Origin of the sequence: Leisingera daeponensis (assembly GCF_019801465.1) — a bacterium.
In the GTDB taxonomy this organism is placed as follows: domain Bacteria; phylum Pseudomonadota; class Alphaproteobacteria; order Rhodobacterales; family Rhodobacteraceae; genus Leisingera; species Leisingera daeponensis_A.
In genome coordinates, this window is record NZ_JAHVJA010000001.1 from 842,109 (window position 1) to 867,915 (window position 25,807).

At 63.6% G+C, this 25,807-nt stretch carries 24 protein-coding genes; 9 read left to right on the plus strand and 15 right to left on the minus strand.

The window, feature by feature from the left end; genetic code table 11:
• Window positions 1–4: 4 nt before the first annotated feature.
• The 5 genes from KUV26_RS04125 to KUV26_RS04145 all read right to left on the minus strand — a co-directional run bounded on the left by KUV26_RS04125 (window position 5) and on the right by KUV26_RS04145 (window position 5,259).
• A complete protein-coding gene (locus tag KUV26_RS04125) occupies window positions 5–859 on the minus strand; it encodes a sulfite exporter TauE/SafE family protein (RefSeq protein ID WP_222507402.1) in 855 nt (284 codons plus the stop codon).
• 86 nt (window positions 860–945) lie between these two features.
• Complete coding sequence (gene dusA / locus KUV26_RS04130; protein ID WP_222507403.1) at window positions 946–1,947, minus strand: tRNA dihydrouridine(20/20a) synthase DusA; 1,002 nt, start codon at window positions 1,945–1,947, stop codon at window positions 946–948.
• A 162-nt stretch (window positions 1,948–2,109) separates the two neighbouring features.
• Window positions 2,110–3,513 carry a TRAP transporter large permease gene (locus tag KUV26_RS04135; RefSeq protein WP_222507404.1) on the minus strand — a complete coding sequence of 468 codons (1,404 nt, stop codon included), beginning with the start codon at window positions 3,511–3,513 and terminating at the stop codon, window positions 2,110–2,112.
• 5 nt (window positions 3,514–3,518) lie between these two features.
• Window positions 3,519–4,169: a TRAP transporter small permease subunit gene (locus tag KUV26_RS04140; RefSeq protein WP_222507405.1), complete on the minus strand. Its 651-nt coding sequence runs from the start codon at window positions 4,167–4,169 to the stop codon at window positions 3,519–3,521.
• Between the two features lie 73 nt (window positions 4,170–4,242).
• The gene (locus KUV26_RS04145; RefSeq protein ID WP_222507406.1) at window positions 4,243–5,259 is read right to left on the minus strand and encodes a C4-dicarboxylate TRAP transporter substrate-binding protein; all 1,017 of its coding nucleotides are present in this window, start codon (window positions 5,257–5,259) and stop codon (window positions 4,243–4,245) included.
• Between the two features lie 494 nt (window positions 5,260–5,753).
• Between KUV26_RS04145 and acs the strand changes: the two genes are divergently transcribed.
• The 8 genes from acs to KUV26_RS04185 all read left to right on the plus strand — a co-directional run bounded on the left by acs (window position 5,754) and on the right by KUV26_RS04185 (window position 15,184).
• On the plus strand, window positions 5,754–7,715 hold the full coding sequence (gene acs, locus KUV26_RS04150; protein WP_222507407.1) for an acetate--CoA ligase: 1,962 nt from the start codon (window positions 5,754–5,756) through the stop codon (window positions 7,713–7,715).
• A 7-nt stretch (window positions 7,716–7,722) separates the two neighbouring features.
• Window positions 7,723–8,406 (plus strand): adenylate kinase, encoded by a 684-nt coding sequence (locus tag KUV26_RS04155; RefSeq protein WP_222503017.1) that lies wholly within the window; start codon window positions 7,723–7,725, stop codon window positions 8,404–8,406.
• A 186-nt stretch (window positions 8,407–8,592) separates the two neighbouring features.
• Window positions 8,593–8,877, plus strand: coding sequence for a DUF4212 domain-containing protein (locus KUV26_RS04160; RefSeq protein WP_222507408.1), 285 nt, complete (start codon window positions 8,593–8,595; stop codon window positions 8,875–8,877).
• Between the two features lies 1 nt (window position 8,878).
• A complete protein-coding gene (locus tag KUV26_RS04165) occupies window positions 8,879–10,663 on the plus strand; it encodes a sodium:solute symporter family protein (protein ID WP_222503015.1) in 1,785 nt (594 codons plus the stop codon).
• Window positions 10,664–10,769: 106 nt separating this feature from the next.
• On the plus strand, window positions 10,770–12,593 hold the full coding sequence (locus KUV26_RS04170) for a DUF294 nucleotidyltransferase-like domain-containing protein (protein WP_222507409.1): 1,824 nt from the start codon (window positions 10,770–10,772) through the stop codon (window positions 12,591–12,593).
• An 85-nt stretch (window positions 12,594–12,678) separates the two neighbouring features.
• Complete coding sequence (locus KUV26_RS04175) at window positions 12,679–13,197, plus strand: hypothetical protein (protein WP_222507410.1); 519 nt, start codon at window positions 12,679–12,681, stop codon at window positions 13,195–13,197.
• Between the two features lie 2 nt (window positions 13,198–13,199).
• The gene (locus KUV26_RS04180) at window positions 13,200–14,609 is read left to right on the plus strand and encodes an exonuclease domain-containing protein (RefSeq protein WP_222507411.1); all 1,410 of its coding nucleotides are present in this window, start codon (window positions 13,200–13,202) and stop codon (window positions 14,607–14,609) included.
• Between the two features lie 74 nt (window positions 14,610–14,683).
• A complete protein-coding gene (locus KUV26_RS04185) occupies window positions 14,684–15,184 on the plus strand; it encodes a flavin reductase family protein (protein ID WP_222507412.1) in 501 nt (166 codons plus the stop codon).
• On the opposite strand, the gene KUV26_RS04190 is transcribed toward KUV26_RS04185, so the two are convergent.
• The 9 genes from KUV26_RS04190 to KUV26_RS04230 all read right to left on the minus strand — a co-directional run bounded on the left by KUV26_RS04190 (window position 15,144) and on the right by KUV26_RS04230 (window position 23,488).
• Window positions 15,144–16,040 (minus strand): 4Fe-4S dicluster domain-containing protein, encoded by an 897-nt coding sequence (locus tag KUV26_RS04190; protein ID WP_261399718.1) that lies wholly within the window; start codon window positions 16,038–16,040, stop codon window positions 15,144–15,146. The two genes, KUV26_RS04185 and KUV26_RS04190, sit on opposite strands and share 41 nt — an antisense overlap.
• Before the next feature lie 285 nt (window positions 16,041–16,325).
• Entirely contained in the window at window positions 16,326–17,312 is a 987-nt protein-coding gene (locus tag KUV26_RS04195; protein ID WP_222507413.1) for an ABC transporter substrate-binding protein, read from the minus strand.
• Window positions 17,313–17,461: 149 nt separating this feature from the next.
• Window positions 17,462–18,307 carry an ABC transporter permease gene (locus KUV26_RS04200; RefSeq protein ID WP_222507414.1) on the minus strand — a complete coding sequence of 282 codons (846 nt, stop codon included), beginning with the start codon at window positions 18,305–18,307 and terminating at the stop codon, window positions 17,462–17,464.
• Window positions 18,304–19,221, minus strand: coding sequence for an ABC transporter permease (locus tag KUV26_RS04205; protein ID WP_222507415.1), 918 nt, complete (start codon window positions 19,219–19,221; stop codon window positions 18,304–18,306). The genes KUV26_RS04200 and KUV26_RS04205 overlap by 4 nt, the downstream gene beginning before the upstream one ends.
• Window positions 19,218–19,397, minus strand: coding sequence for a hypothetical protein (locus KUV26_RS04210; RefSeq protein WP_222507416.1), 180 nt, complete (start codon window positions 19,395–19,397; stop codon window positions 19,218–19,220). Before KUV26_RS04210 ends, KUV26_RS04205 begins: the two co-directional genes overlap by 4 nt.
• Window positions 19,394–19,651 (minus strand): hypothetical protein, encoded by a 258-nt coding sequence (locus KUV26_RS04215; protein WP_222507417.1) that lies wholly within the window; start codon window positions 19,649–19,651, stop codon window positions 19,394–19,396. Before KUV26_RS04215 ends, KUV26_RS04210 begins: the two co-directional genes overlap by 4 nt.
• A 100-nt stretch (window positions 19,652–19,751) precedes the next feature.
• A complete protein-coding gene (locus KUV26_RS04220) occupies window positions 19,752–20,591 on the minus strand; it encodes an ABC transporter ATP-binding protein (RefSeq protein ID WP_222507418.1) in 840 nt (279 codons plus the stop codon).
• Between the two features lie 60 nt (window positions 20,592–20,651).
• Window positions 20,652–22,106 carry a dihydropyrimidinase gene (hydA, locus tag KUV26_RS04225; protein ID WP_222503004.1) on the minus strand — a complete coding sequence of 485 codons (1,455 nt, stop codon included), beginning with the start codon at window positions 22,104–22,106 and terminating at the stop codon, window positions 20,652–20,654.
• Window positions 22,107–22,237: 131 nt separating this feature from the next.
• Entirely contained in the window at window positions 22,238–23,488 is a 1,251-nt protein-coding gene (locus tag KUV26_RS04230; protein WP_222507419.1) for a Zn-dependent hydrolase, read from the minus strand.
• 269 nt (window positions 23,489–23,757) lie between these two features.
• Here KUV26_RS04230 and KUV26_RS04235 point away from each other — a divergent pair, with 269 nt between their 5' ends.
• On the plus strand, window positions 23,758–24,372 hold the full coding sequence (locus KUV26_RS04235; protein ID WP_222507420.1) for a TetR family transcriptional regulator C-terminal domain-containing protein: 615 nt from the start codon (window positions 23,758–23,760) through the stop codon (window positions 24,370–24,372).
• 89 nt (window positions 24,373–24,461) lie between these two features.
• On the opposite strand, the gene preA is transcribed toward KUV26_RS04235, so the two are convergent.
• The gene (preA, locus tag KUV26_RS04240) at window positions 24,462–25,766 is read right to left on the minus strand and encodes an NAD-dependent dihydropyrimidine dehydrogenase subunit PreA (RefSeq protein ID WP_222507421.1); all 1,305 of its coding nucleotides are present in this window, start codon (window positions 25,764–25,766) and stop codon (window positions 24,462–24,464) included.
• Window positions 25,767–25,807 lie beyond the last annotated feature (41 nt).

Below are 25,807 nucleotides of genomic sequence, written 5' to 3' on the forward strand. Positions count from 1 at the left end.
ACCCTCAGTAGCCAAAGGCCTTGCGCAGCATGTTCAGCGCCACCAGCACCAGGAAGGCCCCGAACACCCGCTTCAAGGGCTTCGGATCCATCGCATGGGCCAGCTTCACCCCCCAGGGCGCGGTGATCAGCGTCATTGCAATCACGATGAAAAAGGCGACCAGATTGACCGCGCCGATGGTGAAGGGCGGCCGCGCGGACGGGTCCACCTCCAGCAGCAGGAAACCCGCCACCGACGGCACCGCGATGATCACGCCAAAGCCCGCAGCTGTGGCCACCGCCCGGTGCACCGCCACCCCGTGCAGGGTCATCAGCGGCACCCCGAAGCTGCCGCCGCCAATCCCCATCAGCACCGACAGGAACCCGACCGCAGGCGACAGCACCATCCGCTTGCCGCCCTTGGGCATGGCTTCCGCTAGCCGCCACTCGGACCGGCCCAGCCCAAGGTAGCAGCCAATGACCAGCGCCAGCCCCCCGAACACCCCTTGCAGCACGGTGGAGCGCAGGGCGGAGGCCGCAAGAACGCCCACCCCAGCCCCAAGGGCGATGCCAATCCCCCAGCCGCGCAAGATCTCCCAATCCACCGCGCCCTTCTTGTTGTGGCTCATGACAGAGCGCAGCGAGGTCACGATGATCGTTGCCAGAGAGGTCGCCAGGCAGATCTGCATCAGCTGATCGCCGCCATAGCCCAGCGTCTGGAACGCATAAAAGAAAGCAGGCACCAGCACGATGCCGCCGCCAACACCCAGGAGGCCGGCCAGCACGCCTGCGAAGGCGCCGATCACCACCAGAAGCCCGGCCATTTGCATCAGCAGGGCTGGTTCCGGCAGCAGGGCTGCGGTGATGGCAGGATCGGTCATGCGGGGTACCTCGGGCTTTGCTTCTCCGGCAAAGGGTTAGCGGCGGTTCCCCGCCTGCACAAGGCACTAGCGCGTGAGGCGTACAGTCACGCTGCGGCGCGGGTCTCCACCTGTGCCAGCGCCTCCTGCACCAGATCCGGACCGGCCCCGGCCCGGCAGGCGCCCTCGGACAGCTTCCGCCGCCATTGCCGCGCCCCTGGTTTGCCCGCAAACAGCCCCAGCATGTGGCGGGTGATCTGGTTGAGCTTGGCCCCCTCGCTGAGCCGCGCCTCGATATAGGGCAGCATCTGCCGCACGGCATCACCTGCATCGCTCAACGCGCCGGTGCCGTAAATTTCCGGGTCCGCCGCGCACAGCACATCGGCCGGCTGGTGATAGGCCGCCCGCCCCACCATGACCCCGTCCAAACCGCGGTCCAGATGCGCCTTGGCCTCTGCCAGCGTTGTTATGCCGCCGTTGATCGAGATGTGCAGATCCGGGAACGCCGCCTTCATCCGGTGCACCAGGTCATAATCCAGCGGCGGAATGTCCCGGTTCTCTTTTGGGGACAGCCCCTGCAGCCAGGCTTTTCGGGCGTGGATCGTCACCCGGATGCAGCCCGCCGCGCGGATCTTCTCCAGGAAATCCGGCAGCACCTCCTCCGGCTCCTGCTCATCGACGCCGATGCGGCATTTGACGGTCACTTCGGCGTCCACAGCCGCGCGCATCGCAGCGACGCAATCGGCGACCAGTTCCGGCGTCTGCATCAGCACCGCCCCGAAGGCGCCGGATTGCACCCGGTCGCTGGGGCAGCCGCAGTTGAGGTTGATCTCATCATAGCCTGCCTCGGCACCCAGCCGAGCCGCCTCTGCCAGCTCCTCCGGGTCCGAGCCGCCCAGCTGCAGCGCCACCGGATGCTCTTGCGGATTGAACTCCAGCAAATGCAGCGCGCCGCCGCGCACCAGCGCCGGCGCGGTCACCATCTCGGTATAGAGCAGCGCCTCGCGGCTCAGCAGCCGGTGCAGATAGCGGCAGTGCCGGTCGGTCCAGTCCATCATCGGCGCGACGCTCAAACGCGCGGCCTGGTGCAGTGGGGTAAAATCTTTCATGCCGCGCCATATAGGCCCTGAGCCGCCGCCTGCCAAGCCGATCTGCTTCGGAGCCGCCTTCGCGTGAGCACAAGCAGCCGGCGCCGGGCGCTGGCAGGCAGGAATCATGTGAAGACGGGTCTGACGCGTGCATCTGCTTTGGTGGACCCTGAGCGCCCTTCCCTACCCGGCCAGTGACGGCAGGTATAAAACAATCCCCGGAAAAGCAACAAGCAGCGCGATGGTCACCGCGTCCGCTACAAAAAACGGCATCACGCCGCGGAACACGTCCTGCACGCTCAGGTCAGGGCGCACGCCTGCCACGACGAAACAGTTCAACCCGATCGGCGGGGTGATCAGGCAGAACTCGGCCATTTTCACCACCAGGATACCGAACCAGATCGCGCACATGGTGCCGTTCATGCCAAAGGCGCTGTCGGCCGCGGCAACACTCTCGCCGCCGTTCAGCGCCATCACCGCCGGGTAAACCACCGGCAGGGTCAGCAGCAGCATCCCGATCGCGTCCATGAACATGCCCAAGACCGCATAGGCCAGCAGGATGCAGATCAGGATCACCATCGGGCTCATCTCCAAAGAGGTGGTCCAGTCCGAAAACGCTCCCGGCAGATCCGCAAAGCCGAGGAACCGCACATAGATCAGAACCCCCCAGATAATGGTGAAGATCATCACCGTCAGCTTCGCGGTTTCCAAGAGCGCCGATTTCAGCTCGGTCCACTTCATGCCTTCCTTCAGCGCGTAAAGAAACACGATGAAGGCACCGATGGCGCCGCCTTCGGTCGGGGTGCCCCAGGCGTCGCCGCCGAAGGGGTTGTAGACAAAGCAGATGATGATCACGACCACCAGGATGATCGGCAGCGCCCCGGGCAGCGAAGCGAACCGCTGGCCCCAGGTGAAGCCCTTGACCGGCGGGCCGACGGATTTGAATACCACCGCGATGCCGACGATCAAAAGGCCGTAGATCACTGCGGAAAACGCACCGGGTATGAAACCGGCCAGCAGGAGCTTGCCCACGTCCTGCTCGACGATGATGGCATAGATCACCAGGATCGCCGAGGGCGGGATCAGCGAGGCGAGCGTGCCGCCCGCCGCCACCACGCCTGCGGCAAAGCGCTTGTTGTAGCCGATCTCCAGCATCTCCGGGATAGCGATGCGGGCAAAAACGGCGGAGGTGGCCACGCTCGCGCCCGACACTGCCGCAAATCCCGCCGTCGCGAAAACAGTGGAGACCGCAAGCCCGCCGGGCAGCCAGGCAATCCAGCGCTTGGCGGCGGTGAACAGCGCGCGGGTCAGACCCGCATAATACGCCAGGTAGCCGATCAGGATGAAGGTTGGAATGAGGCTCAGAGCCTGGCTGGACACTTTGGAATGCGGCACCTGCCCTGCGGTCTTGACGGCAATGGTCAGCGCCTTCGCGAACCGGGCCGGATCATAGCCGAACTTGGCCCAGAAAATCCAAATGAGGCCGGCAAGCCCCGCAAGGCCGGCGGCAAAGGCCACCCGCATCCCCAGCACCACCATCGCCAGCAGGCCGCCTGTGACCCAGAGGCCGATTTCAATCGGTTCCATCTGACCTACCCTTGCCCGCTGCCATTGGTGTCATGCCCGGCCAGCTGCTCCGCCTCTGCCGCGGCCTGTTCCGCCGCGCTCTGAACCAACGGCACTGCCGGCGGTGTTTCCAGCCCCAGAACCAGCGCGCGGCCGTAGCCCCAGACCTGCAGAAGCAGCCGCAGCGCCAGCACCGCAAACGCCACCGGCGCCAGCAGCTTGGCAGGCCAGATCGGCAGGCCGATGTCGATGGAGCTGTCGCGGCTCCACAGCGGCGCAGCAAAGTCGAAGGAGCGCAGGAAATGCGACCAGCTGCCCCAGACCAGCGCGAGGATCAGCAGCAGGATCAGGAGCACCGAGACCAGCTCGAACAGCCACAGCGCCCGGCCGCGGAGCGCACCGATGAAAATGTCCATGCGGATATGGCCGCCCTCGCGCTGCACATAGGCGATGCCCATAAAGGCGATCAGCGGCATGATCTGTTCGATCCAGTCAACATAGCCGGGCAAGGGCGCGTTGATTGCATTGCGCCCGCCGACCGAAACCACCGCCAGGATCATCAGCGAAAACACCGCGAGGCCGCTGATCAGCGCCAGGAGTTTCTCCGCCTTCAGCAACCGCCTGTCCAGCCTGCTGACCAGGCTGCCATCTTCCAGCACCGCCGCGCTGCCTGCCATGCCCTGCCCCCGTCCTTTGTTTATACAGAAAGGGCCGGAACTGTACGTCCGGCCCTTTGGGTCGGTTCAGGCCTTAGCTGCCGGACCGGACGTCGTTCAGGGTTTTCTGCACAAGGTCATAAAGCTCCTGCGCCGGCAGCCCCTGCGCACTCATGTCCTTGATCCACTGCTCGCGGATCGGATCGGCGGCCACCTTGCGGAACTCGGCCAGCTGCTCGTCGGAGATCATCACCTTCTCGACGCCCTTTTCCTCCAGCACGCTGTCCCATTTGGTCAGCAGCGCGCCGTAGTTTTCCAGGTAATGGGCAATCGCCTCATCCACAGAGCTGTCCAGCGCTTCGCGCTCGGCATCGCTGAGGGCCTCATAGGCATCGGTGTTGACCACCACCGGGCAGTTCACGGTGCCGGGGTTCAGGTTTGCGGTCCACCAGTCGGCCTTGTTGATGGTGCCGAAGCTGAGATGCGCGTGCTGGGCAAAGGCGACGGTGTCGACGACGCCGGACTCCATGGCGTTATAGGCCTCCGTCGCGGTCACCGAAGTGGGCACCGCGCCCACGGCGGAGAACGCCTGGCCGATGCCGCCGGTGGCGCGCACCCGCATGTCCTTGAACTCTGCCAGCTCATCCCGCGGCTCGCCGGTGCCGACGATGTTGTACTGGGGCATCGGCGAGGTCATCAGCAGCTTGGCGTTCCAGCGGGCCAGATCCTCCTGCACTGCCGGATGGGCATAGACCGCGTGGCTGACCGCCACTTCCTCTTCCAGTGTGTTCACCCCCAGGAACGGCAGTTCCAGCACTGTGATGGTGGGGTTCTTGTCGCGGTGGTAGCCGGCGCAGAACTGCGCCATCTCGAAAGCGCCAATGGAGATGCCGTCGAGGTTCTCCTTGTTCTTCGACAGGCCGCCATAGCTGATGTTCAGGGTGAACTCGCCGTTGGTCTTCTCGCTGACCAGCTCGGCCAGCTTCTCGACATGTTCGGTGAAGGCGCGGCGTTTGCCCCACAGGGACACGTTCCACTCGGTGGCCGCAGCTTCCCCGGCGATGACAAAACCCGCGGCAGCCGCCACAGCGGCAGTCAGATATCTGTTCATGATGTAACTCTCCCGAATTGCGCCCTTGTCACTGCCGGGAAAGGCAAATCCGGCCTGGACGCTTGGCAGTCAGGCTAACGGTCCGATTGCGGCCTGCCAAGCCCCCCGGCAGCAAAGGTGACGCAGCGACTCGCACCGCCCCTCCGGGCAGCATTCTTGCTGCGGTGGCACAATATGCCGCAGGCGCAAAGCCGCTGCCGCCTGCGGCAGTACGCCGCCCCCGGGCTGCAAGATCGGAATGGGAGCGCAAACACCAGCCAGTCCGATTTACAGGAAAACCTGTTAAAACAAGCGGCAGAATGCCTGTGCATACAATTTTCTTTACAGGCACCTTGATCGTCTTGAAATTCATTTACAGATAAATCCTTTGGCCACAGCATTTTATTCACAAATTTTCAGACTGCGGTAATATCTGATCCCAGGAGGAAACGGTTTGACAGCCACGGCACAGCGTTGTCGTTTGTCTTGCCAACAGAATTCTGGGAGGAAACCGAATGAACGCGCTGCATGCAGACGCTGTCTATCCGCCGTCGGACGAAACCGTTGCCCGCGCGCATGTGAATGCCGCCAAGTATCAGGAGATGTACGCAGCCTCTCTGAAGGACCCCGAAGGATTCTGGGGCGAGCAAGGCAAGCGCATCGACTGGATCAAGCCCTTCACCCAGGTGAAGGACGTGAACTACAACTTCGGCAATGTCTCGATCAACTGGTATGCTGACGGCACTCTGAATGTCTCCGCCAATTGCATCGACCGCCACCTGGAGACCCGCGGCGATCAGACCGCGATCATCTGGGAGCCGGATGATCCGGAAGAGGCCGCGCAGCACATCACTTACAAGGAGCTGCACCGCCGCACCTGCCGGATGGCCAACATCCTGCGGGACATGGGGGTGCGCAAGGGTGACCGGGTGGTGATCTACCTGCCGATGATCCCCGAAGCGGCCTATGCCATGCTGGCCTGCGCCCGCATCGGAGCCATCCACTCCATTGTCTTTGCCGGGTTCTCTCCCGACGCGCTCGCCGCGCGGATCAACGGCTGCGACGCCAAGGTGATCATCACCGCGGACGAGGCGCCGCGCGGCGGCCGCAAGACCCCGCTGAAATCCAACGCCGACGCCGCCCTGCTGCACACCAAGGACAGCGTGAAATGCCTGGTGGTCAAGCGCACCGGCGGCCAGACCACCTGGGTGGACGGGCGCGACTACGACTATAACGAGATGGCGCTGGAGGCGGATGAAACCTGCGCGCCCGCCGAGATGAACGCCGAGGATCCGCTGTTCATCCTCTACACCTCCGGCTCCACCGGCCAGCCCAAGGGCGTGGTGCACACCTCCGGCGGCTACCTGACCTATGCCGCGATGACCCATGAGATCACCTTTGATTACCATGACGGCGATATCTACTGGTGCACCGCGGACGTAGGCTGGGTGACCGGCCACAGCTATATCGTCTACGGGCCGCTGGCCAATGGCGCCACCACGCTGATGTTCGAAGGCGTGCCGACCTACCCCGATGCCTCGCGTTTCTGGCAGGTCTGCGAAAAGCACAAGGTGAACCAATTCTACACCGCCCCCACCGCGCTGCGCGCGCTGATGGGACAGGGCGACAAATGGGTGGAAAGCTGCGATCTGAGCGCTCTCAAGGTGCTGGGCACCGTCGGCGAGCCGATCAACCCGGAAGCCTGGGAGTGGTACCACAACGTTGTCGGCAAAGGCACCGTTCCGATCGTCGATACCTGGTGGCAGACCGAGACCGGCGGCCATCTGATGACCCCGCTGCCGGGCGCCCACACGCTCAAACCTGGTGCGGCGATGAAACCGTTCTTCGGCATTCAGCCGGTGGTTCTGGACCCGCAGTCCGGTGTCGAGATCGAAGGCAACGGCGTTGAGGGCGTGCTTTGCATCAAGGACAGCTGGCCGGGCCAGATGCGCACGGTCTGGGGCGATCATGAGCGGTTCGAGAAGACCTATTTCTCCGACTACAAGGGCTACTACTTCACCGGCGACGGCTGCCGCCGCGACGAGGACGGCGACTACTGGATCACCGGCCGTGTCGATGACGTGATCAACGTCTCCGGCCACCGCATGGGCACCGCCGAGGTCGAAAGCGCACTGGTGGCCCATGCCGCCGTGGCCGAGGCCGCGGTGGTCGGCTACCCGCATGAGATCAAGGGCCAGGGCATCTACTGCTATGTGACCTTGATGAACGACCGCGAGCCGTCCGAGGACCTGCGCAAGGAGTTGCGCGCCTGGGTACGGACCGAGATCGGCCCGATTGCCTCCCCCGATGTGATCCAGTGGGCGCCCGGCCTGCCGAAAACCCGCTCCGGCAAGATCATGCGCCGCATCCTGCGCAAGATCGCCGAGAACGACTTCGGCTCCCTGGGCGACACCTCGACCCTCGCCGACCCTTCTGTGGTCGAGGACCTGATCGAAAACCGCGCGAACAAGGGGTGATTGAGAAATGAATATGGCAGTCATGACCCGTCCCGCCGTTCTGATCCTGCTGGGGCCTCCGGGCGCCGGCAAGGGCACCCAGGCGCGGATGCTGGAGGAAAAGTTCGGCTACGTGCAGCTCTCGACCGGCGACCTGCTGCGCGAGGCGGTTGCCGCAGGCACGCCCGCCGGCCTCGCCGCCAAGGCAGTGATGGAAGCGGGCCAGCTGGTCAGCGACGAGATCGTGATCAACATCCTGCGCGACCGTCTGGCAGAGCCGGACTGCGCCAAGGGCGTGATCCTCGACGGCTTTCCCCGCACCACTGTGCAGGCCGAGGCGCTGGACGAGCTGCTGGCGGAAACCCAGCAGAAGATCAACGCCGCGATCAGCCTTGAGGTGGACGATGCGGCCATGGTCGAGCGGATTTCCGGCCGCTACACCTGCGCAGGCTGCGGCGAGGGCTATCACGACAGCTTCAAGCAGCCCGCCGCGGCCGGCAAATGCGACAAGTGCGGCGGCACCGAAATGAAGCGCCGCGCCGATGACAATGCGGAAACCGTTGCCAGCCGGCTGGAAGCCTATCACGCGCAGACCGCGCCGCTGATCAGCTACTACGGCGGCAAGGATGTTCTGCAAAGCACCAATGCCATGGGCGGTATCGACGACATCGCCCAGGACATGGCGGCCATCGTGACCGAGGCCACCAGCTAACAACCAAGAAACGGGGCCTGCGCTGAACCCGCAGGACCCCGTCCCCCGGACATTGGAATACCCGACGGCACCGCCCTGGCGGACCGGAGGAGTCATGCCTGCGCGCCCTGATCCGGCAGCAGGCAAATGGAGAGAGTCCGCCCGGTTCCCCGCGGCGGCTCAGGAGGAAAAGGAGGAGGAGCCGCCATGGCGGATCAAACCACAAATGCGGCAAAAACCGCCGAAGCCGATAAAGGCTATTGGGCGGCGAACGTGCGCATCATTCTAGTCAGCCTTGTAATCTGGGCTGTTGTTTCATTCGGCTTCGGCATCCTGCTGCGCTCGATGCTCGCGGGCATCAAGGTCGGCGGCAGCGATCTGGGCTTCTGGTTCGCCCAGCAAGGCTCGATCCTGGTGTTCCTGGGGCTGATCTTTTTCTACGCGTTCCGGATGAACAAGCTGGACCGCGAATACGGCGTGGAGGAAGAATAAGATGGACCAGTTTACCATCAACCTGCTGTTTGTGGGCGCTTCTTTCGCGCTCTACATCGGCATCGCGATCTGGGCCCGCGCGGGTTCCACATCTGAATTCTATGCCGCGGGCCGGGGCGTTCACCCTGTCACCAACGGCATGGCAACCGCAGCCGACTGGATGTCGGCGGCCTCCTTCATCTCGATGGCGGGCCTCATTGCATTCACCGGCTATGACAACTCGACCTTCCTGATGGGCTGGACCGGCGGCTACGTGCTACTGGCGCTGCTGCTGGCCCCCTACCTGCGCAAATTCGGCAAGTTCACCGTCTCCGAGTTCATCGGCGACCGGTTCTACTCCCCGACCGCGCGCGTGGTGGCTGTAATCTGCCTGATCGTGGCTTCGACCACCTACGTGATCGGCCAGATGACCGGCGTCGGCGTGGCCTTCGGCCGCTTCCTCGAGGTCTCCAACACTGCGGGCCTGCTGATCGGCGCCTGTGTGGTCTTTGCCTACGCCGTGTTCGGCGGCATGAAGGGCGTGACCTACACCCAGGTGGCGCAGTACTGCGTGCTGATCATGGCCTATACCATCCCGGCCATCTTCATCTCGCTGCAGCTGACCGGCAACCCGATCCCGGCCCTGGGCCTGTTCGGCGACCACGCTGCAAGCGGCGAGCCGCTGCTGGCCAAGCTGGACGCCATCGTGACCGAGCTGGGCTTCAACGAGTACACCGCGCATCACGGCGACACCTTCAACATGGTGCTGTTCACCCTGTCGCTGATGATCGGCACCGCGGGCCTGCCGCATGTCATCATGCGCTTCTTCACCGTGCCGCGCGTGGCGGACGCCCGCTGGTCGGCCGGCTGGTCGCTGGTGTTCATCGCGCTGCTGTATCTGACCGCCCCGGCTGTCGGTGCCATGGCGCGTCTCAACATCACCGAGATGATGTGGCCCAACGGCGGCATCGAAGGCGGCGCCGTGACCGTGCAGCAGATCGAAGAAGATCCCAAGTACGACTGGATGGCGACCTGGCAGCAGACCGGCCTCTTGGGCTGGGAAGACAAAAACGGCGACGGTGCGATCCAGTACTACAACGACCAGAACGCCGATCTGCAGGCAACTGCCGCGGCAAACGGCTGGGCCGGCAATGAGCTGACCAACTTCAACCGCGACATCCTGGTTCTGGCCAACCCCGAGATTGCCAACCTGCCGGGCTGGGTGATCGGCCTGGTGGCGGCTGGCGGCCTGGCGGCTGCTCTGTCCACCGCTGCGGGCCTGCTGCTGGCGATCTCGTCCGCCGTGTCGCATGACCTGATCAAGGGCTCGATCAACCCGAACATCTCGGAAAAGGGCGAGCTCTTGTCGGCCCGGATCGCCATGGCCGTGGCCATCGGTGTGGCAACCTACCTGGGTCTGAACCCGCCGGGCTTTGCCGCGCAGACTGTTGCACTGGCCTTCGGCCTGGCTGCTGCCTCGATCTTCCCGGCGCTGATGATGGGCATCTTCACCAAGGTGAACAACAAGGGCGCCGTGGCCGGCATGCTGGCAGGCCTGATCGTGACCCTGGTCTACATCTTCCTGCACAAGGGCTGGCTGTTCATCCCGGACACCAACTCCTTCACCGATGCGGACCCGCTGCTGGGCACCGTCAAATCCACCTCCTTCGGTGCGATCGGCGCGATGGTGAATTTCGCGGTGGCCTACTTCGTGTCGAAATCGACCGAGGCGATCCCCGCCGAGATTGAGGAACTGGTGGAAAGCGTCCGCATCCCGCGCGGAGCCGGCGCCGCACAGGACCACTAAACTCCCCTGGGCGGGCTGCTTCCCGGCGGCCCGCCCCTTTCCTCATGGTCCCGTCCGGTTCACACTCGGCGGGACCATTTTTTCCTGATGCCACGCAGGTACGACCATGCCCCTCTCTGACGCCGCGCTGCTCCGCTTCCTGACCTCGGTCCACCCCTACGACAGCCTGGAACCGGCCCTGCTGCAGGAGCTGGCCCCCAAGTTCCGCATGATTGAGGCCGCTGCAGGCGACCCCGTCTATGCGCTGAACGAGGAGCTGCAGGGGCTTTACCTGGTCCACACCGGCGAAGTGGAAGTGACCGATGAGAACGGCATTCCCGTCTCCATTCTCGGCCCCCGCAATTCCTTCGCAGAGCGCGGACTGACCCGCGGCGGCCGGGCGGTGACCTCAGCTCAGGCCACAGCAGAGACGCTCTTGCTGCTTCTGCCCAAGGCGGACTTCGACGCCCTGATGGCCAGCCAGCCGAGTGTCGCAAAATTCTTCGACCGCCGCCGTCCCGGCAGCCGGGACAGCACCAGCCTCGCAACCACGCGGGTGGAAACCATCATGGCCCGCGATCCGGTCACCTGCTCCAGCGGCCTCACCTGCCAGGGTGCGGCGCAGCTGATGCGCGACCGCCGCATCTCCTCTGTCTGCGTCACCGACGGCGAAACGCTGCAAGGCATCCTCACTACCCGCGATCTGACAGGAAAAATCCTTGCTGCGGGCAAACCCATCTCCACCCCTGTCCACTCCGTGATGACACCGGCCCCGCTGACCTTGCCCCCGTCGGCCATCGGCTCCGACGTGCTGCACATGATGATGGAACATGGCATCGGCCACATCCCGGTGGTCGAGGCCGGGCGGCTGGCCGGCATCGTCACCCAGACCGACCTCACCCGCTTCCAGGCGGTCAGCTCGGGCGAGATGGTCTCCAGCATCGCCCGTGCCGACTCGGCTGAGGAAATGGCCAAAGTCACCGCTGAAATCCCCCGCCTGCTGGTGCAGCTGGTGGCGGGCGGCAACCGGCACGAGGTGGTCACCCGCCTGATCACCGACATCGCTGACACCGCGACCCGCCGCCTGCTGGCGCTGGCGGAGGATAAACTGGGACCCGCCCCGGTGCCCTACCTGTGGCTCGCCTGCGGCTCGCAAGGGCGGCGCGAGCAGACCGGCGTCTCCGATCAGGACAATTGCCTGATCCTGTCCGATGATCTGGCCGCGGGCGATGAGGCCTATTTCGAGCAGCTCGCCAAATTTGTCTGCGACGGGCTCAACACCTGCGGCTATGTCTATTGCCCCGGAGACATGATGGCCTCCAATCCCCGCTGGCGGCAGCCGCTGCAGGTCTGGCGCGACTATTTCCGCGGCTGGATCGCAAAGCCGGACCCGGAGGCGCAAATGCTGGCCTCGGTGATGTTCGACCTGCGGCCCATCGGCGGCGATGCCGCATTGTTTGCCGTTCTGCAGCAGGAGACCCTGGCAGCCGCCTGCGCCAATTCGATCTTCACCGCCCATATGACCGCCAACTCGCTGAAGCACGCACCGCCGCTGGGCCTGCTGCGCGGGCTGGCCACCATCCGCTCGGGCGAGCACCGCAACACGCTGGACATGAAGCACAACGGGGTTGTGCCCGTGGTTGATCTGGGCCGGATTTATGCCCTGCAGGGCCAGCTGGCCGGGGTCAACACCCGCGTCCGGCTGGAAGCGGCAGAGGCCGCAGGCGTACTCAGCCCCTCCGGTGCGCGGGACCTGCTGGACGCCTATGACCTGATCGCCCAGACCCGGCTTGAGCATCAGGCGGCACAGATCCGCAACGGCCAGGCGCCGGACAACTATCTGGCCCCTTCCGACCTGTCGGATTTTGAGAGAAGCCATCTGCGCGACGCCTTTGTTGTGGTAAAAACAATGCAATCCGCGGCGGGGCACGGTAAGGGAATGCTGAGCTGAGGGCTGCACTTGCAGAAAATCCGGGAGCCTGCGGCGTGAAAAATGTGAGAATGATGAATAGGCCGCGGGCCTGCGGGGAGAGCAAATGTTTCTGGAACTGATTGCGGTGATTTTTGCAGGCATTGCCGCGGCCGGCGTGGTGATGCTGCTGAACCGGGCTCTGAAAGGAAGGCTGCCGCGCTGGATAGCGCCGGTGGCGGCAGGCCTGGCGATGATCGCGGCCACCATTGCCTCCGAATACGGCTGGTACCCGCGCACCAAGGCCGCTCTGCCGAAGGGGCTGGTGGTGGCGGAAACGATCAGGAACCAGAGCTTCTACCGGCCCTGGACCCAGGTTGTCCCTTACATTGACCGCTTTGCCGCCGTCGATACCGCCACCATGAAGAGCCATCAGGCGCATCCCCAGGTGTTTCTGGCCGATCTCTATTTCTTCGGCCGCTGGGCACCGGTCAGCAAACGGCCCGCTGTCCTGGATTGCAACAAATGGCAGCGCGCGCTGGCGTCCGGCACCACCGTGTTTTCCGGCACCGGACTGCCCAAGGGGCTGGACTGGGTTGCCGGCGAGGCAGATGACGCGATTCTGACCATTGCCTGCGGAGGATAGCCATGCACTCGCGCCTCAGCCTGCGGCTCAGGATATTCCTGTTCTTCTGCCTGCTCGCCCTTGGCGGCATCGCCGTCACCACCGGCGCCTTGTGGCTGGGCTACAGCCGCGCAGACCGGCCGGAGCTGACGGATGCCTTCCTGTTCTCCGGGCTGCTCAGCAGCTTCGCCCTGCTCGGCCTCTGCGCTGCGGTCTGGCTGCTGTTCGACGAGAACGTCGCCAAACCAATTGAGCGTCTGGCCGCGGGCATGCGTGCCCGCGCCCATGCCGGAGTCAGCAAGGAACTGGACACCCACGGCGCGCGCTACCTGGGCGATCTCGCTGCTGCCGCGGAGGGGCTGGCCGGCAAGCTCGGCGCCTCGGCACTGGACGCGGCTGAGGCCATCGCCCGCGAAACCGAACACCTGGAAGCCGAGAAATCCCGCCTTGCAGCACTGCTGACCGACATTCCCATTGCCACCGTGATGGCCAGCCCGGCGCATCAGATCGTTCTGTATGACGGCCAGGCCGCCGCGGTGCTGGCCCAGGAAGCGCCGCCGCGGCTGAATGCCCCGCTGTCGGATTTTCTGGACCTCACAGGGCTGGAGGCCGCTTACGGCCGACTGGTGCGCAGCGGCAAGGAGGTCCGGGCCGAAGTCAAAAGCGCCAGCGGCGCCCAGGTCTTTGACCTGCTGCTGAAACCGCTGGGCGGCGCCCCGGGCTATATCATCCTGTTCGAAGGCGCCCATGCCGGGATTGCCCCCGCGGACGCCCGCCCGCTGGTGTATGACTTTGCCCTGCTCGACGGCGACCATACGGACCTGGGCAGCCGCAGTCTCTCGAACCTCAGCTACGTGGTGTTCGATACCGAAACAACAGGCCTTCTGCCGCACAAGGACGAGATCGTCCAGATCGGCGCCCTGCGGGTGGTGCGCGGGCGGATCATCGAGAGCGAATCCTTTGAGACCCTGGTGAACCCGGGCCGCCCCATTCCCGCCGCGTCCAGCAGGGTGCATGGCATCACCGATGTCATGGTGCGGGGGCGGCCGGGCATCGCCAACGCCGCCCGCGACTTCCACCGCTTTGCCTCGGATGCCGTGATCGTGGCGCATAACGCGCCCTTTGACATGGCATTCCTGCACCGCCATGCCAAGCGGTCCGGTGTCACCTGGGATCAGCCGGTTCTGGACACGGTGCTGCTGAGCGCCATTCTGTTCGGCGCCTCCCAGAACCACACGCTGGACGCGCTGTGCGACCGGCTGGATGTCGCCATTCCCCCTGCGCTGCGCCACACCGCCATGGGCGACGCCCGCGCCACTGCAGAAGTGTTCTGCAGGATGCTGCCGATGCTGGAAGCCCGCGGCCTGACCACCTTTGGCGCGGTTCTGGAACAAACCCGCAAACACGGCCGGCTCATTGAGGACATGAATTAGGGACCGGAGCGAGGCTAGACAATCGCGGCCATGCGTGGCAGGTCACGGCCCGGAACGAACAAAAGGCGCGCGAGATGGCCGACACCAGCTTTATTCCCGGGCCGGACACCGCCCGGGCCTACCGCGATGCGCTCGGCTGCTTTGGCACCGGGGTGACGGTTGTCACCACCCAGACGCCGCGCGGCCCGCTGGCCATCACCGTCAACAGCTTCACCTCCGTCTCCCTTGACCCGCCGCTGATGCTGTGGTGCCCGGCCAAGGCTTCGCTGCGCCATGATGCCTTTGCCGCGGCAGAGCATTTCGCCATTCATGTGATGGCGGAGGACCAGCTGAGCCTGGCAAAGCATTTTGCCGCCAACGGCGAAGATTTCAGTGATGCCGCCTGGCGGCCCAACGCCCTTGGCGCACCGGCGCTGGAGGGGGTGATCGCCCGGTTCGATTGCCGCCGCTACGCGGCCCATCCGGCAGGCGACCACACCATCATCATCGGCGAGGTGGCCCGTGTCACCACCCGTCCGGGGAAGGGCCTGATCTTCAAACGCGGCCTGTACGGCGGCTTTCTTGAACAGGGCTGAAGCCGGTCTCCTCGAAAGGCAGAGCTGCTTCACCTGCCTGATCAAAAACCGCGGCGCCACTCCCATCTGAGAACCGTCCCTCGGCCGGAGCCATAGTGCCTGCGTCCGGCCCTTCCGGCCCCTCCAGCAGATGCGGCAGTTCCGCATGGACCGTCAGATCCATGCCGGGTGCCAGGTTCAGGGCTCTTGGCGGGCAGATCGACACGCACAAGCCGCATTGAAAGCACAGGGAGCCTGTAAAACTGATTTCGCTTCCGCTTTCGGTCAGGCTCAGTGCGTCCGAGGGACAAACCCAGACACAGCTGTTGCAATGGGTGCACAGGTCTCCGCAGAGGTCGAGAGTGCCATAGGGGGCCTGTTCCGGCAGCGCCACATGGCCGATGCTGGGCGGCAGTAGCGCCGCGGCGCTGGCCCGTGCGGTATCGCGGCGGCTGCCCACCGCCAGCACCTCCGGCGCCACCGAGGGAAACGGCAGCAGCCGTGCTGCGAGCTGCCGGTCCACCCCGGCAGCACCATCAAACAGCAGGATGCGGCCCAGGCCGCCAAGCGCCTGAACCAGTTCCACTTCCAGGCTCTGCTGCTCCAGCCCCTTCGGCGCAGTGCAGGCCTTCAGGTAGATGACATCGAAACCGCCGGCCAAAGCATGCAACAGATCCGCATGTGTGATCTTCTCCAGACGGCAGACCGCAACCGGAACCACATCGCTGTGCAGCGCGCCGGCATCTTCCAGCCCGTGGGGCTCGACCTCGTAAAGCGCCAGTATCTGCGCCCGGCCGGTTTCCAGCTTGCGGCTGTGCGCGGCCTGGCACAACGGCATCAGCGGCAGTGTGCTGCTCCGGCTGGCGACATCCCGCAATGCGGAGCGCCCCTTGACTGCATATCTGGACCTGCAGTCGGCTGCTTCAGGCTGAGAACAAAGGCACAGATGCTGTGGCGTACAGCCAGCAGGCCCTTGCCGTTCAGAGATCTGTCCGCACAACTCTCCCATAAGACAACATTAACACATTTTTAAACACCTATAGCGAGTAATTTGAAAACACGGCCCTTTTGTTGCAGTTTTAACAAAACCAATCCCGATTCACGAAAACCCCGCCGGAGGATCATCCGGCGGGGCTGCAAGGTCTGCTTCAGTTTGGGCGCCTTACTTCAAAGCCGCATCCGTTATGACATGCGTCCAGGCACCTTCAGGCTCTTTCGTGATCACCGGATCAGAGCCGCCGCCCATGAGGGTCGACACGGTCCGCTCGTAGTCCGCAGGATCCAGCGCGCCATTACTGCCAGCGGTCAGCTTGGCGATCTCGCCCATCATCCGCTTCTGATGCTCTTCGGTCTGAGCCCCGGAGGCATCATTGTCCAGAACGATCTCCGCCGCTTCGTCGGGGTTCTCCTCGGCGTATTTCCAGCCCTTCATCGAGGCGCGCACAAAACGCTCCATCTTGTCCGCGAACTCAGGGTTCCCAAGGTTCTCCTCCAGCACATAAAGGCCATCCTCCAGCGTCGCGACGCCCTGGTCCTCATATTTGAAGGTGATCAGCTCGTCCGGCGACACGCCTGCGTCAATGACCTGCCAGTATTCATTATAGGTCATGGTCGAGATGCAGTCCGCCTGGCGCTGCAGCAGCGGATCGACGTTAAAGCCCTGTTTCAGCACCTCGACACCGTTTTCGTCCTTGCCATCGGTGCCGATGCCCAGCTGGCTCATCCAGCTCATGAAGGGGAATTCGTTGCCAAAGAACCAGACCCCCAGGGTGCGGTTCTTCAGGTCCTCGGGGCTTTCGATGCCGGCATCCTTCCAGCAGGTCAGCATCATGCCGGAGGATTTGAACGGCTGCGCGATATTGACCAGCGGCAGGCCCTTTTCACGGGCCGCCAGAGCCGCGGGCATCCATTCCACCGTCACATCGGCACCGCCGCCGGCGATCACCTGGGTCGGCGCAATATCCGGGCCGCCCGGCAGGATGGTGACATTCAGGTCCTCTTCCTCATAGAACCCCTTGTCCAGCGCCACGTAGTAGCCCGCGAACTGCGCCTGGGTCACCCATTTCAGCTGCAGCGTCACATCGTCCGCCGCCTGCGCCGCCCCGGTTGCCCCCAGCGCCAAAGCCGCCGCAGTCAAAATATGTTTCATGTCTCGTTCTCCCTATTGATTATGATGTGAAGCTTGCCCGGGTTCGGTCATTCGTTCAAAGTTTTTTCTTTATCAGGCCTGCCCTTGCGGGCGCCCCGCGCAAATTTCCGGCAAAGCCGCCCCGCACCTTGCGGGACGGCTTCTGCTTGTTATCCCCGCTGCGACGGGTGCCAGAAGGTGAAGCTCTTCTCAATGAGCGCCACCAGCCCGTAAAAGGCCGACCCGGCCAGCGCCGCCACCACGATTTCCGCCCAGACCATGTCCAGCGCAAGCTGGCCGACACTGGTGGAAATGCGGAAGCCCATGCCGACGGTGGGCGAGCCAAAGAACTCCGCCACGATCGCCCCGATCAGCGCCAGTGTGGTGGAGATCTTGAGGCCGTTGAACACAAACGGCAGCGCTGCCGGCAGCCGCAGCTTGAAGAAACTCTGCCAGTAGGTCGCCGCATAGGTCTGCATCAGATCGCGCTGCATGGCCGAGGTTTCGCGCAGGCCCGCCACCGTGTTCACCAGCATCGGAAAGAATACCATGACCACCACCACCGCGGCCTTGGACTGCCAGTCGAACCCGAACCACATCACCAGGATCGGCGCGGTGCCGACAATCGGCAGCGCGGCCACGAAATTCCCCACCGGCAGCAGCCCGCGGCGCAGGAAATCGCTGCGGTCCACCAGGATCGCGGTCAGGAAGGCCGCGCCGCAGCCGATCACATAGCCGCCAAGTGCGCCCTTCAGGATGGTCTGGGCAAAGTCCTCCCACAGGATCGGCAGGCTCGCCATGAACCGCTCCGCAATCACCGACGGCGCAGGCAGGATCACCAGCGACACCTCCAGCCCCCTGACCAGCAGCTCCCAGACCAGCAGCACGGTGATGCCGAAGATGGCCGGCACCAGCAGCTGCACCGCGCGGGTTTTCGAGGCCGGGCTGTTTGCCAGCCGGCTGTTCAGCCACCAGCCCAAACACCAAACAAGGATTGCAAGGATCACCAGTATCATGCCCGCACCCCCATCCGGTTCAGCACCAGTTTTTCGATCAGCCCCAGCAGCGCCACCAGCGCTGCCGCCAGGATCGCCGCTGCAAACAGTGCCGACCAGATCTGCACGGTCTGCCCATAGTAGCTGCCCGCCAAGAGCCGCGCGCCAAGGCCCGCAACCGCCCCGGTCGGCAGTTCACCCACGATGGCGCCCACCAGCGAGGCGGCAATGCCGATCTTCAGCGACGCGAACAGATAAGGCATCGAGGACGGCAGCCGCAGCTTCCAGAACCCCTGGTTGGTGTTGGCATTATAGGTTTTCAGCAAATCCAATTGCATCGCATCGGGCGCCCGAAGACCCTTCACCATGCCGACAACCACCGGGAAGAAACTGAGGTAGGCGGAGATCACCGCCTTCGGGATAATCCCCTGCACCCCGATGGAATAGAGCACCACGATGATCATCGGCGCCAGCGCGATGATCGGGATGGTCTGGCTGACAATCGCCCAGGGCATCACCGACATATCCATCACCCGGCTATGCACGATGCCCACCGCCAGCAGGATGCCCAGTCCGGTGCCGATGGCAAATCCCAGCAAAGTGGCGCTCAGCGTCACCTGCGCGTGATAGATCAGGCTGCGCTTGGAGGTGATCTTCTTCTCCACCGTGGTTTCCCACAGCTCCACCGCCACCTGATGCGGCGCGGGCAGCCGCGGGCGGTCCTGCACCCAGGTCTCATTGATGGCAAATGTGTTCTTCGCCACCAGCCCGATCTCGCTCATGTCCCGGCGCGCCTTGGCGGTGGCGGGGGTGACTTCGGCCCCTGCCCGCTCGGCCTGATCCAGCACCCCCTTGATGTTCATCGGCACACAGGCTGCGTACCAAAGGGCAATGATGGCGGCGAGGACAGTGAGAACAGCAATGAGGCTTTTCATGGCTGTGCCTCCCTCCGCGCAGAACGATTTTTGAAAGCCGCAACTACCAGACAGGCAATTCCTAGCCCAATTTGCATAAGCGCAAGCGTTTCTTTTCCAACGAAGAGGGTAGCAAGGCCCAACACCAGCCACATAACTCCCACAACAGAAAAATACTTTGGCCCGTTCTTCTTCATGACCGCGCTCCCCTCCGCATTTCCGTCAGAGTTTTAGCAGATTGATAGGCAAAGAACGGTGGCATCCATCCAAAAGCGAGAACGCCCCAATAATCACCATCATAGAAATCTGAAATCGTCAGATAGCTCCCTCCAAGGGCCCCGCAAAGCCAGAAAAACAGGCGTGTACGCACTCCCGAGAGTAGGTTTCGGGCAACGCTCTCCTCTGAACCGTCAACTTCAGTTACCGAAGATTTGTTTTGGTGGTTGTCCATGCGTTAGGATTCCCCAATCTGGCAGCCGCCCGGTGCACAGGGGATGTACAGGGGGTGAACGCATGCCGCCCCCGGGTTCCGGCGGGTCGTTCTGGCGAACTCAGTCATTGCCATGCCCCGCCCGCAGGCCCTCGCGCACCCGGTGGGCGATCTCGATGAACTCCGGACTGTCACGGATATCCAGCGGCCGCTCCTTGGGCAGCGTGCTGTCGATCACGTCATGGATCCGCCCGGGCCGCGGCGACATCACCACGATCTTGGTGGACAGATACACCGCCTCGGGGATCGAGTGGGTGACAAAGCCGATGGTCTTGTTGGTCCGCGCCCACAGCTTCAGGAGCTGCTCGTTCAGATGGTCGCGCACGATCTCGTCCAGTGCCCCGAAGGGCTCATCCATCAGCAGGATATCCGCGTCAAACGCCAGCGCCCGCGCGATACTCGCCCGCTGCTGCATCCCGCCCGACAGCTGCCAGGGAAACTTGCCGCCAAAGCCTGACAATTCAACAAGTTCCAGGACTTGGTTAACGCGCCTTTCCTGCTCCGCCTTGGAGTACCCCATGATCTCCAGCGGCAGCTTGATGTTCTTCGCAATGGTGCGCCACGGGTAAAGCCCTGCCGCCTGAAACACATAGCCATAAGCCCGGTTGCGCCGCGCCTCATCCGGGGTCATGCCATTTACGGACAGGCTGCCGCCGGTGGGTGTCTCCAGCGCCGCGATACAGCGCAGAAAGGTGGTCTTGCCGCAGCCCGAAGGCCCGATGAAGGAGACAAAGTCGCCCTTGTTGATCTCCAGGCTCACGTCCTTCAGCGCATGCACCGGCCCGTCGTTGGTCTGAAAGGTCAGGTCCAGGTTCCGGGCCTCGATCACGCAGTCTGCGGGGGCTGGTGCGGGCGCCGCGGCCTCGGGACGGATTGCCTGGGTGGTCGGTTCCATATTCATATCTTCGCCTTGATTTCACACAGGAAAACGGGCCGCCGTTACCGGCAGCCCGCTCCTGATTTACACGCCTGTTGCCGGAATACCGGTGCGCTCCACCGGGCGCGGCGCCGTCAGCTCCTTCCAGGTCGACAGCGCCTTGTTCACCGTGGTGTTGGCCTCCCGGGCGACGAACTTGCCGTGGCCCTCCTGGCACTTGATCTCGCCGTCATGCACCGCCACATGGCCGCGGGTCAGGGTAAAGCGCGGCAGGCCCTTCACCTCATGCCCCTCGAACACGTTGTAGTCGATCGAGGACTGCTGGGTATCCGCCGAAATTGTCTTGCGCTTTTCAGGGTCCCAGACCACCAGGTCGGCGTCGGCGCCGACCAGGACTGCGCCCTTTTTCGGATAGCAATTCAGGATCTTGGCGATGTTTGTTGAGGTAACGGCCACAAATTCGTTCGGGGTCAATCGGCCGGTTTCGACACCGTGGGTCCACAGCATCGGCATCCGGTCTTCCAGCCCGCCGGTGCCGTTCGGGATCTTGGTGAAATCGCCAACGCCAGTGCGCTTCTGCTCGGTGGTAAAGGCACAGTGGTCGGTCGCCACGACGGACAGGGAGCCCGATTGCAGACCGGCCCAAAGGCTGTCCTGATGCTGCTTGTTGCGGAATGGCGGCGACATCACCCGGCGGGCGGCGTGATCCCAATCCTTGTTGAAATACTCGCTCTCATCCAGGGTCAGGTGCTGGATCAGCGGCTCGCCCCAGACCCGCTTGCCCTGCATCCGGGCCCGGCGGATGGCCTCGTGGCTGTCCTCGCAGGAGGTGTGCACGACATAGAGCGGCACGCCCGCCATGTCAGCAATCATGATGGCCCGGTTGGTCGCCTCGCCCTCCACCTGCGGCGGACGGGAATAGGCATGCGCCTCGGGGCCGGTGTTGCCCTCCGCCATCAGCTTGGCCTGCAGTTCCGCCACCACATCGCCGTTTTCGGCATGCACGAGCGCGATGCCGCCCAATTCCGATAGGCGCTTGAACGAGGCGTAAAGCTCATCATCGTTCACCATCAGCGCGCCCTTGTAGGCCATGAAGTGCTTGAAGGTGTTGATGCCGCGCTCCTGGATCACGGTCTTGATGTCGTCAAAGACCTGCTCGCCCCACCAGGTGACCGCCATGTGGAAGGAATAGTCGCAGTTGGCGCGGGTCGACTTGTTGTCCCAGCGCTTCAGCGCGTCCAGCAGGCTCTCCCCCGGGTTCGGCAGCGCGAAATCCACCACCATGGTGGTGCCGCCCGCCAGGCCTGCGCGGGTGCCGCTCTCGAAATCGTCAGAGCTGTAGGTGCCCATGAAGGGCATCTCCAAGTGGGTATGCGGATCAATCCCGCCCGGCATCACATAGCAGCCGGTGGCGTCGAGCTCCTCATCACCTTTCAGGTTCGGGCCGATCTGGGTGATCACCCCGTTCTCAATCAGCACATCGGCCTTGTAAGTCAGATCGGCAGTCACGATTGTGCCGTTCCGGATGACTTTACTCATGGTTACAACTCCCTGAACCGGGGCGTATTTTCACGCCTCCACTTGTCTCTTCCGCTGTCTGGCGCAGCTTCATTCATCTTTCCGGAAATACTCCGGGGGAGCGGCCCAAAGGGCCGCGGGGGCAGCGCCCCCTATTCAACGATCTCCGCTGTTTCGACCACCGCGTGGAACAGCACATTGGCGCCGGCCTCGGCCCATTCCTTGCTGATCTCTTCCGCCTCGTTGTGGCTGAGCCCGTCAACGCAGGGGCACATCACCATCGCGGTCGGCGCCACCCGGTTGATCCAGCAGGCGTCATGCCCCGCGCCAGAGATGATATCCAAATGCGAGTAACCGAGCCGTTCGGCCGCATTGCGCACCGCGGCAATGCAGCCCTCGTCAAAGGCCACCGGGTCAAAGCCGCCGACCTTTTCGAACGCGATCTCAACCCCCATCGCCTCAGCGATCTCAGCGGCCTTCTCGCGCAAGCGGTTTTCCATATCGGTGATCACGCCCAGCTCCGGGCTGCGGAAATCAACGGTGAAGACCACCTTGCCCGGGATCACGTTGCGCGAATTCGGGTAGACGTCGATATGGCCTGCCGCTCCCACGGCATGGGGAGCATGCGACCAGGCGATCTTGTCGACTTCTTCCAGAATACGCGCCATCGCAAGGCCCGCATTGCGACGCATCGGCATCGGCGTGGAGCCTGTGTGCGCGTCCTTACCGGTGACCGTCACCTGGGTCCAGCTGAGGCCTTGGCCGTGGGTCACGACGCCGATGTCCTTGCCTTCGGCCTCCAGGATCGGCCCCTGCTCGATGTGCAGCTCAAAGAACGCGTGCATCTTGCGGGCACCGGTTTCCTCCTCGCCGCGCCAGCCGATGCGCTTCAGCTCATCGCCGAATTTCTTGCCTTCGGCATCCTCCCGACCGTAGGCCCAGTCCTGAGTATGCACGCCGGCGAACACGCCCGACGACAGCATCGCGGGGGCAAACCGCGTGCCTTCCTCATTGGTGAAGTTGGTGACCACGATCGGATGTTTGGTCCTGATGTTCATGTCATTCAGCGAGCGGATCAGTTCCAGCCCGCCCAGCACACCCAGAACCCCGTCATATTTGCCGCCGGTCGGCTGGGTATCCAAATGCGAGCCGACATAGACCGGCAGCGCCTCCGGGTCGTTGCCTGCGCGCATAGCAAACATGTTGCCCATCTGGTCCAGCCCCATGGTGCAGCCCGCCGCCTCACACCATTTCCGGAACAGCGCGCGGCCTTCGCCGTCTTCATCCGTCAGCGTCTGGCGGTTGTTGCCGCCCGCCACGCCGGGGCCGATCCTGGCCATCTCCATCAGGCTGTCCCACAGCCTGTCGCCATTGATTTTCAGATTCTGTCCAAGCGACGTCATCTCAGCTTCCTTCCCTGTGCGCCCGTCTTTGCAGGCTGGCTCCGGCTTGACGCCGTGTTGGGTGGCTTCGAATGCTGGTCCTTTACCAAGCCGGGCCGTGCGCAATCCGGACATTGATTTGACCAACTGGTCAAACTCACGCTATCACGGGTTCACCACCAGTCAAGAAATTGCCGCAAGACCCTTGCAAAAAACGGCACCTTTGCCGGAAACAGGTTAAATTCCGTGCTCTCACCGGCCGCAGGCGGCAGAACCAGACAAGGACGACCATGCCCGCAGACCGCGCGCCCACCCGCATTCAGAAGAAGAATCGCGCTGCCATCCTGGAAGCGGCGCTGGACGTGTTCTCCAGCCATGGTTTCCGAGGGTCGACCGTGGACCAGATCGCCAAGGCGGCCGGGTTGTCGAAGCCGAACCTGCTCTATTACTTCCCCTCCAAGGAAGCGATTTTCAACGAGCTGATGACGGCGCTGCTCGATACCTGGCTCGATCCGCTGCGCAGCCTGGACCCGGAGGGCGAGCCGCTGGAAGAAATCCTCGCCTATGTGCGGCGAAAGCTGCAGATGAGCCGGGATTTCCCGCGGGAAAGCCGCCTTTATGCCAACGAGATCGTGCAGGGGGCGCCACGCCTGCATGACGTGATCGCCACCGACCTGAACGTGCTGGTGGAGGAAAAGGCACAGCTGTTGCAAGGCTGGATGGATTCCGGGCGGATCAACCGGGCACACCCCAAACACCTGCTGTTCTCGATCTGGTCGCTGACGCAGCACTACGCGGATTTCGACGCCCAGGTCCGCACGCTGATGGGCGAGGAAGACCCGTTCGACGCCGCGCCGGAGTACCTGGAAACCCTGTACCGGCGGATGCTTACACCCAAACCCTGACACAGTAAGAGGCGGCCCTTCCGGACCGCCGTTTCGTCTTGCTCCAAATCCCCCGCCTGAGGCACGCGCCCTTCGGGGCGCGTATCAGGTCACTCCGCGGCCGTTGCCGACGGGTTGTTCGGATGCGTGGTCCAGTTGGCGTATTCGCCGGAGACCACTTCGCCGGTGCGTTCGTCGATCTGACCGGCCGGCACTTCTTCCATGGTGATGCAGCCCTCCACCGGGCAGACGTTCACGCAAAGATTGCAGGCGACGCATTCGTCGTCCTTCACGGTGAAAACCCGGTCCTCGCTCATCGCAATCGCCTGATGCGAGGTGTCCTCGCAGGCGGCGTAGCAGCGGCCGCACTTGATGCAGTCGTCCTGACTGATCCGCGCCTTGGTCACATAGTTGAGGTCGAGATACTGCCAGTCGGTCACATTCGGCACCGCCATGCCAATGAAGTCCTGTGTGGAGGTGTAGCCCTTCTCGTCCATCCAATTCGACAAGCCGGAGATCATCTCCTTCACCACATTGAAGCCATAAGTCATTGCCGCAGTGCAGACCTGCACGTTGCCCGCGCCCATCGCCATAAACTCAGCCGCATCGCGCCAGGTGGTCACCCCGCCGATGGCAGAGATCGGCAGGCCGCGCGTCTGCGGATCGCGGGCGATTTCCGCCACCATGTTCAATGCAATCGGCTTCACCGCCGGGCCGCAATAGCCGCCGTGGGTGCCCTTGCCGCCGATGGTCGGCTCCGGTGCCATATTGTCCAGATCGACCGAGGTGATCGAATTGATGGTGTTGATCAGGCTGACCGCATCGGCATGTCCCGCATGCGCCGCCCGTGCCGGGTGGCGGATGTCGGTGATGTTCGGGGTCAGCTTCACGATCACCGGCTTGGAGTAGTATTTCTTGCACCACTCTGTGACCATCTGGATATATTCCGGCACCTGCCCCACGGCAGAGCCCATGCCGCGTTCGGCCATGCCGTGCGGGCAGCCGAAATTCAGCTCGATCCCGTCGGCGCCGGTGGCTTCGACCTGCGGCAGGATATCCTTCCAGGCCTGTTCTTCGCAGGGCACCATGATCGAAACGATCACTGCGCGGTCCGGGTAGTCTTTCTTGACCCGGGTGATTTCCTCGAGGTTGGTCTGCAATGGCCGGTCAGTGATCAGCTCGATATTGTTTAGGCCCAGCAGGCGGCGGTCCGCCCCCCAGATCGCGCCGTAGCGGGGGCCGTTCACGTTGACCACCGGCGGGCCTTCCGCGCCGAGAGTCTTCCAAACCACGCCGCCCCAGCCGGCTTCGAAAGCGCGGCGGACGTTGTATTCCTTGTCGGTCGGCGGCGCCGACGCCAGCCAGAACGGGTTAGGGGATTTGATGCCCAGAAATTCTGTTGTCAGATCAGTCATTTGATCTCTCCTCTTAAGGCTAGCGCAGAGCGGTTCAACCG

Coding starts and splice junctions, on each gene's coding strand:
- KUV26_RS04200 (WP_222507414.1), bottom strand. CDS start 18,307: ATGATACTGGTGATCCTTGCAATCCTTGTTTGGTGTTTGGGCTGGTGG.
- KUV26_RS04160 (WP_222507408.1), top strand. CDS start 8,593: ATGGCGGATCAAACCACAAATGCGGCAAAAACCGCCGAAGCCGATAAA.
- KUV26_RS04125 (WP_222507402.1), bottom strand. CDS start 859: ATGACCGATCCTGCCATCACCGCAGCCCTGCTGCCGGAACCAGCCCTG.
- acs (WP_222507407.1), top strand. CDS start 5,754: ATGAACGCGCTGCATGCAGACGCTGTCTATCCGCCGTCGGACGAAACC.
- KUV26_RS04155 (WP_222503017.1), top strand. CDS start 7,723: ATGAATATGGCAGTCATGACCCGTCCCGCCGTTCTGATCCTGCTGGGG.
- KUV26_RS04180 (WP_222507411.1), top strand. CDS start 13,200: ATGCACTCGCGCCTCAGCCTGCGGCTCAGGATATTCCTGTTCTTCTGC.
- hydA (WP_222503004.1), bottom strand. CDS start 22,106: ATGAGTAAAGTCATCCGGAACGGCACAATCGTGACTGCCGATCTGACT.
- dusA (WP_222507403.1), bottom strand. CDS start 1,947: ATGAAAGATTTTACCCCACTGCACCAGGCCGCGCGTTTGAGCGTCGCG.
- KUV26_RS04175 (WP_222507410.1), top strand. CDS start 12,679: ATGTTTCTGGAACTGATTGCGGTGATTTTTGCAGGCATTGCCGCGGCC.
- KUV26_RS04210 (WP_222507416.1), bottom strand. CDS start 19,397: ATGAAGAAGAACGGGCCAAAGTATTTTTCTGTTGTGGGAGTTATGTGG.
- KUV26_RS04140 (WP_222507405.1), bottom strand. CDS start 4,169: ATGGCAGGCAGCGCGGCGGTGCTGGAAGATGGCAGCCTGGTCAGCAGG.
- KUV26_RS04205 (WP_222507415.1), bottom strand. CDS start 19,221: ATGAAAAGCCTCATTGCTGTTCTCACTGTCCTCGCCGCCATCATTGCC.
- KUV26_RS04135 (WP_222507404.1), bottom strand. CDS start 3,513: ATGGAACCGATTGAAATCGGCCTCTGGGTCACAGGCGGCCTGCTGGCG.
- KUV26_RS04215 (WP_222507417.1), bottom strand. CDS start 19,651: ATGGACAACCACCAAAACAAATCTTCGGTAACTGAAGTTGACGGTTCA.
- KUV26_RS04195 (WP_222507413.1), bottom strand. CDS start 17,312: ATGAAACATATTTTGACTGCGGCGGCTTTGGCGCTGGGGGCAACCGGG.
- KUV26_RS04235 (WP_222507420.1), top strand. CDS start 23,758: ATGCCCGCAGACCGCGCGCCCACCCGCATTCAGAAGAAGAATCGCGCT.
- KUV26_RS04145 (WP_222507406.1), bottom strand. CDS start 5,259: ATGAACAGATATCTGACTGCCGCTGTGGCGGCTGCCGCGGGTTTTGTC.
- preA (WP_222507421.1), bottom strand. CDS start 25,766: ATGACTGATCTGACAACAGAATTTCTGGGCATCAAATCCCCTAACCCG.
- KUV26_RS04170 (WP_222507409.1), top strand. CDS start 10,770: ATGCCCCTCTCTGACGCCGCGCTGCTCCGCTTCCTGACCTCGGTCCAC.
- KUV26_RS04220 (WP_222507418.1), bottom strand. CDS start 20,591: ATGAATATGGAACCGACCACCCAGGCAATCCGTCCCGAGGCCGCGGCG.
- KUV26_RS04230 (WP_222507419.1), bottom strand. CDS start 23,488: ATGACGTCGCTTGGACAGAATCTGAAAATCAATGGCGACAGGCTGTGG.
- KUV26_RS04165 (WP_222503015.1), top strand. CDS start 8,879: ATGGACCAGTTTACCATCAACCTGCTGTTTGTGGGCGCTTCTTTCGCG.
- KUV26_RS04185 (WP_222507412.1), top strand. CDS start 14,684: ATGGCCGACACCAGCTTTATTCCCGGGCCGGACACCGCCCGGGCCTAC.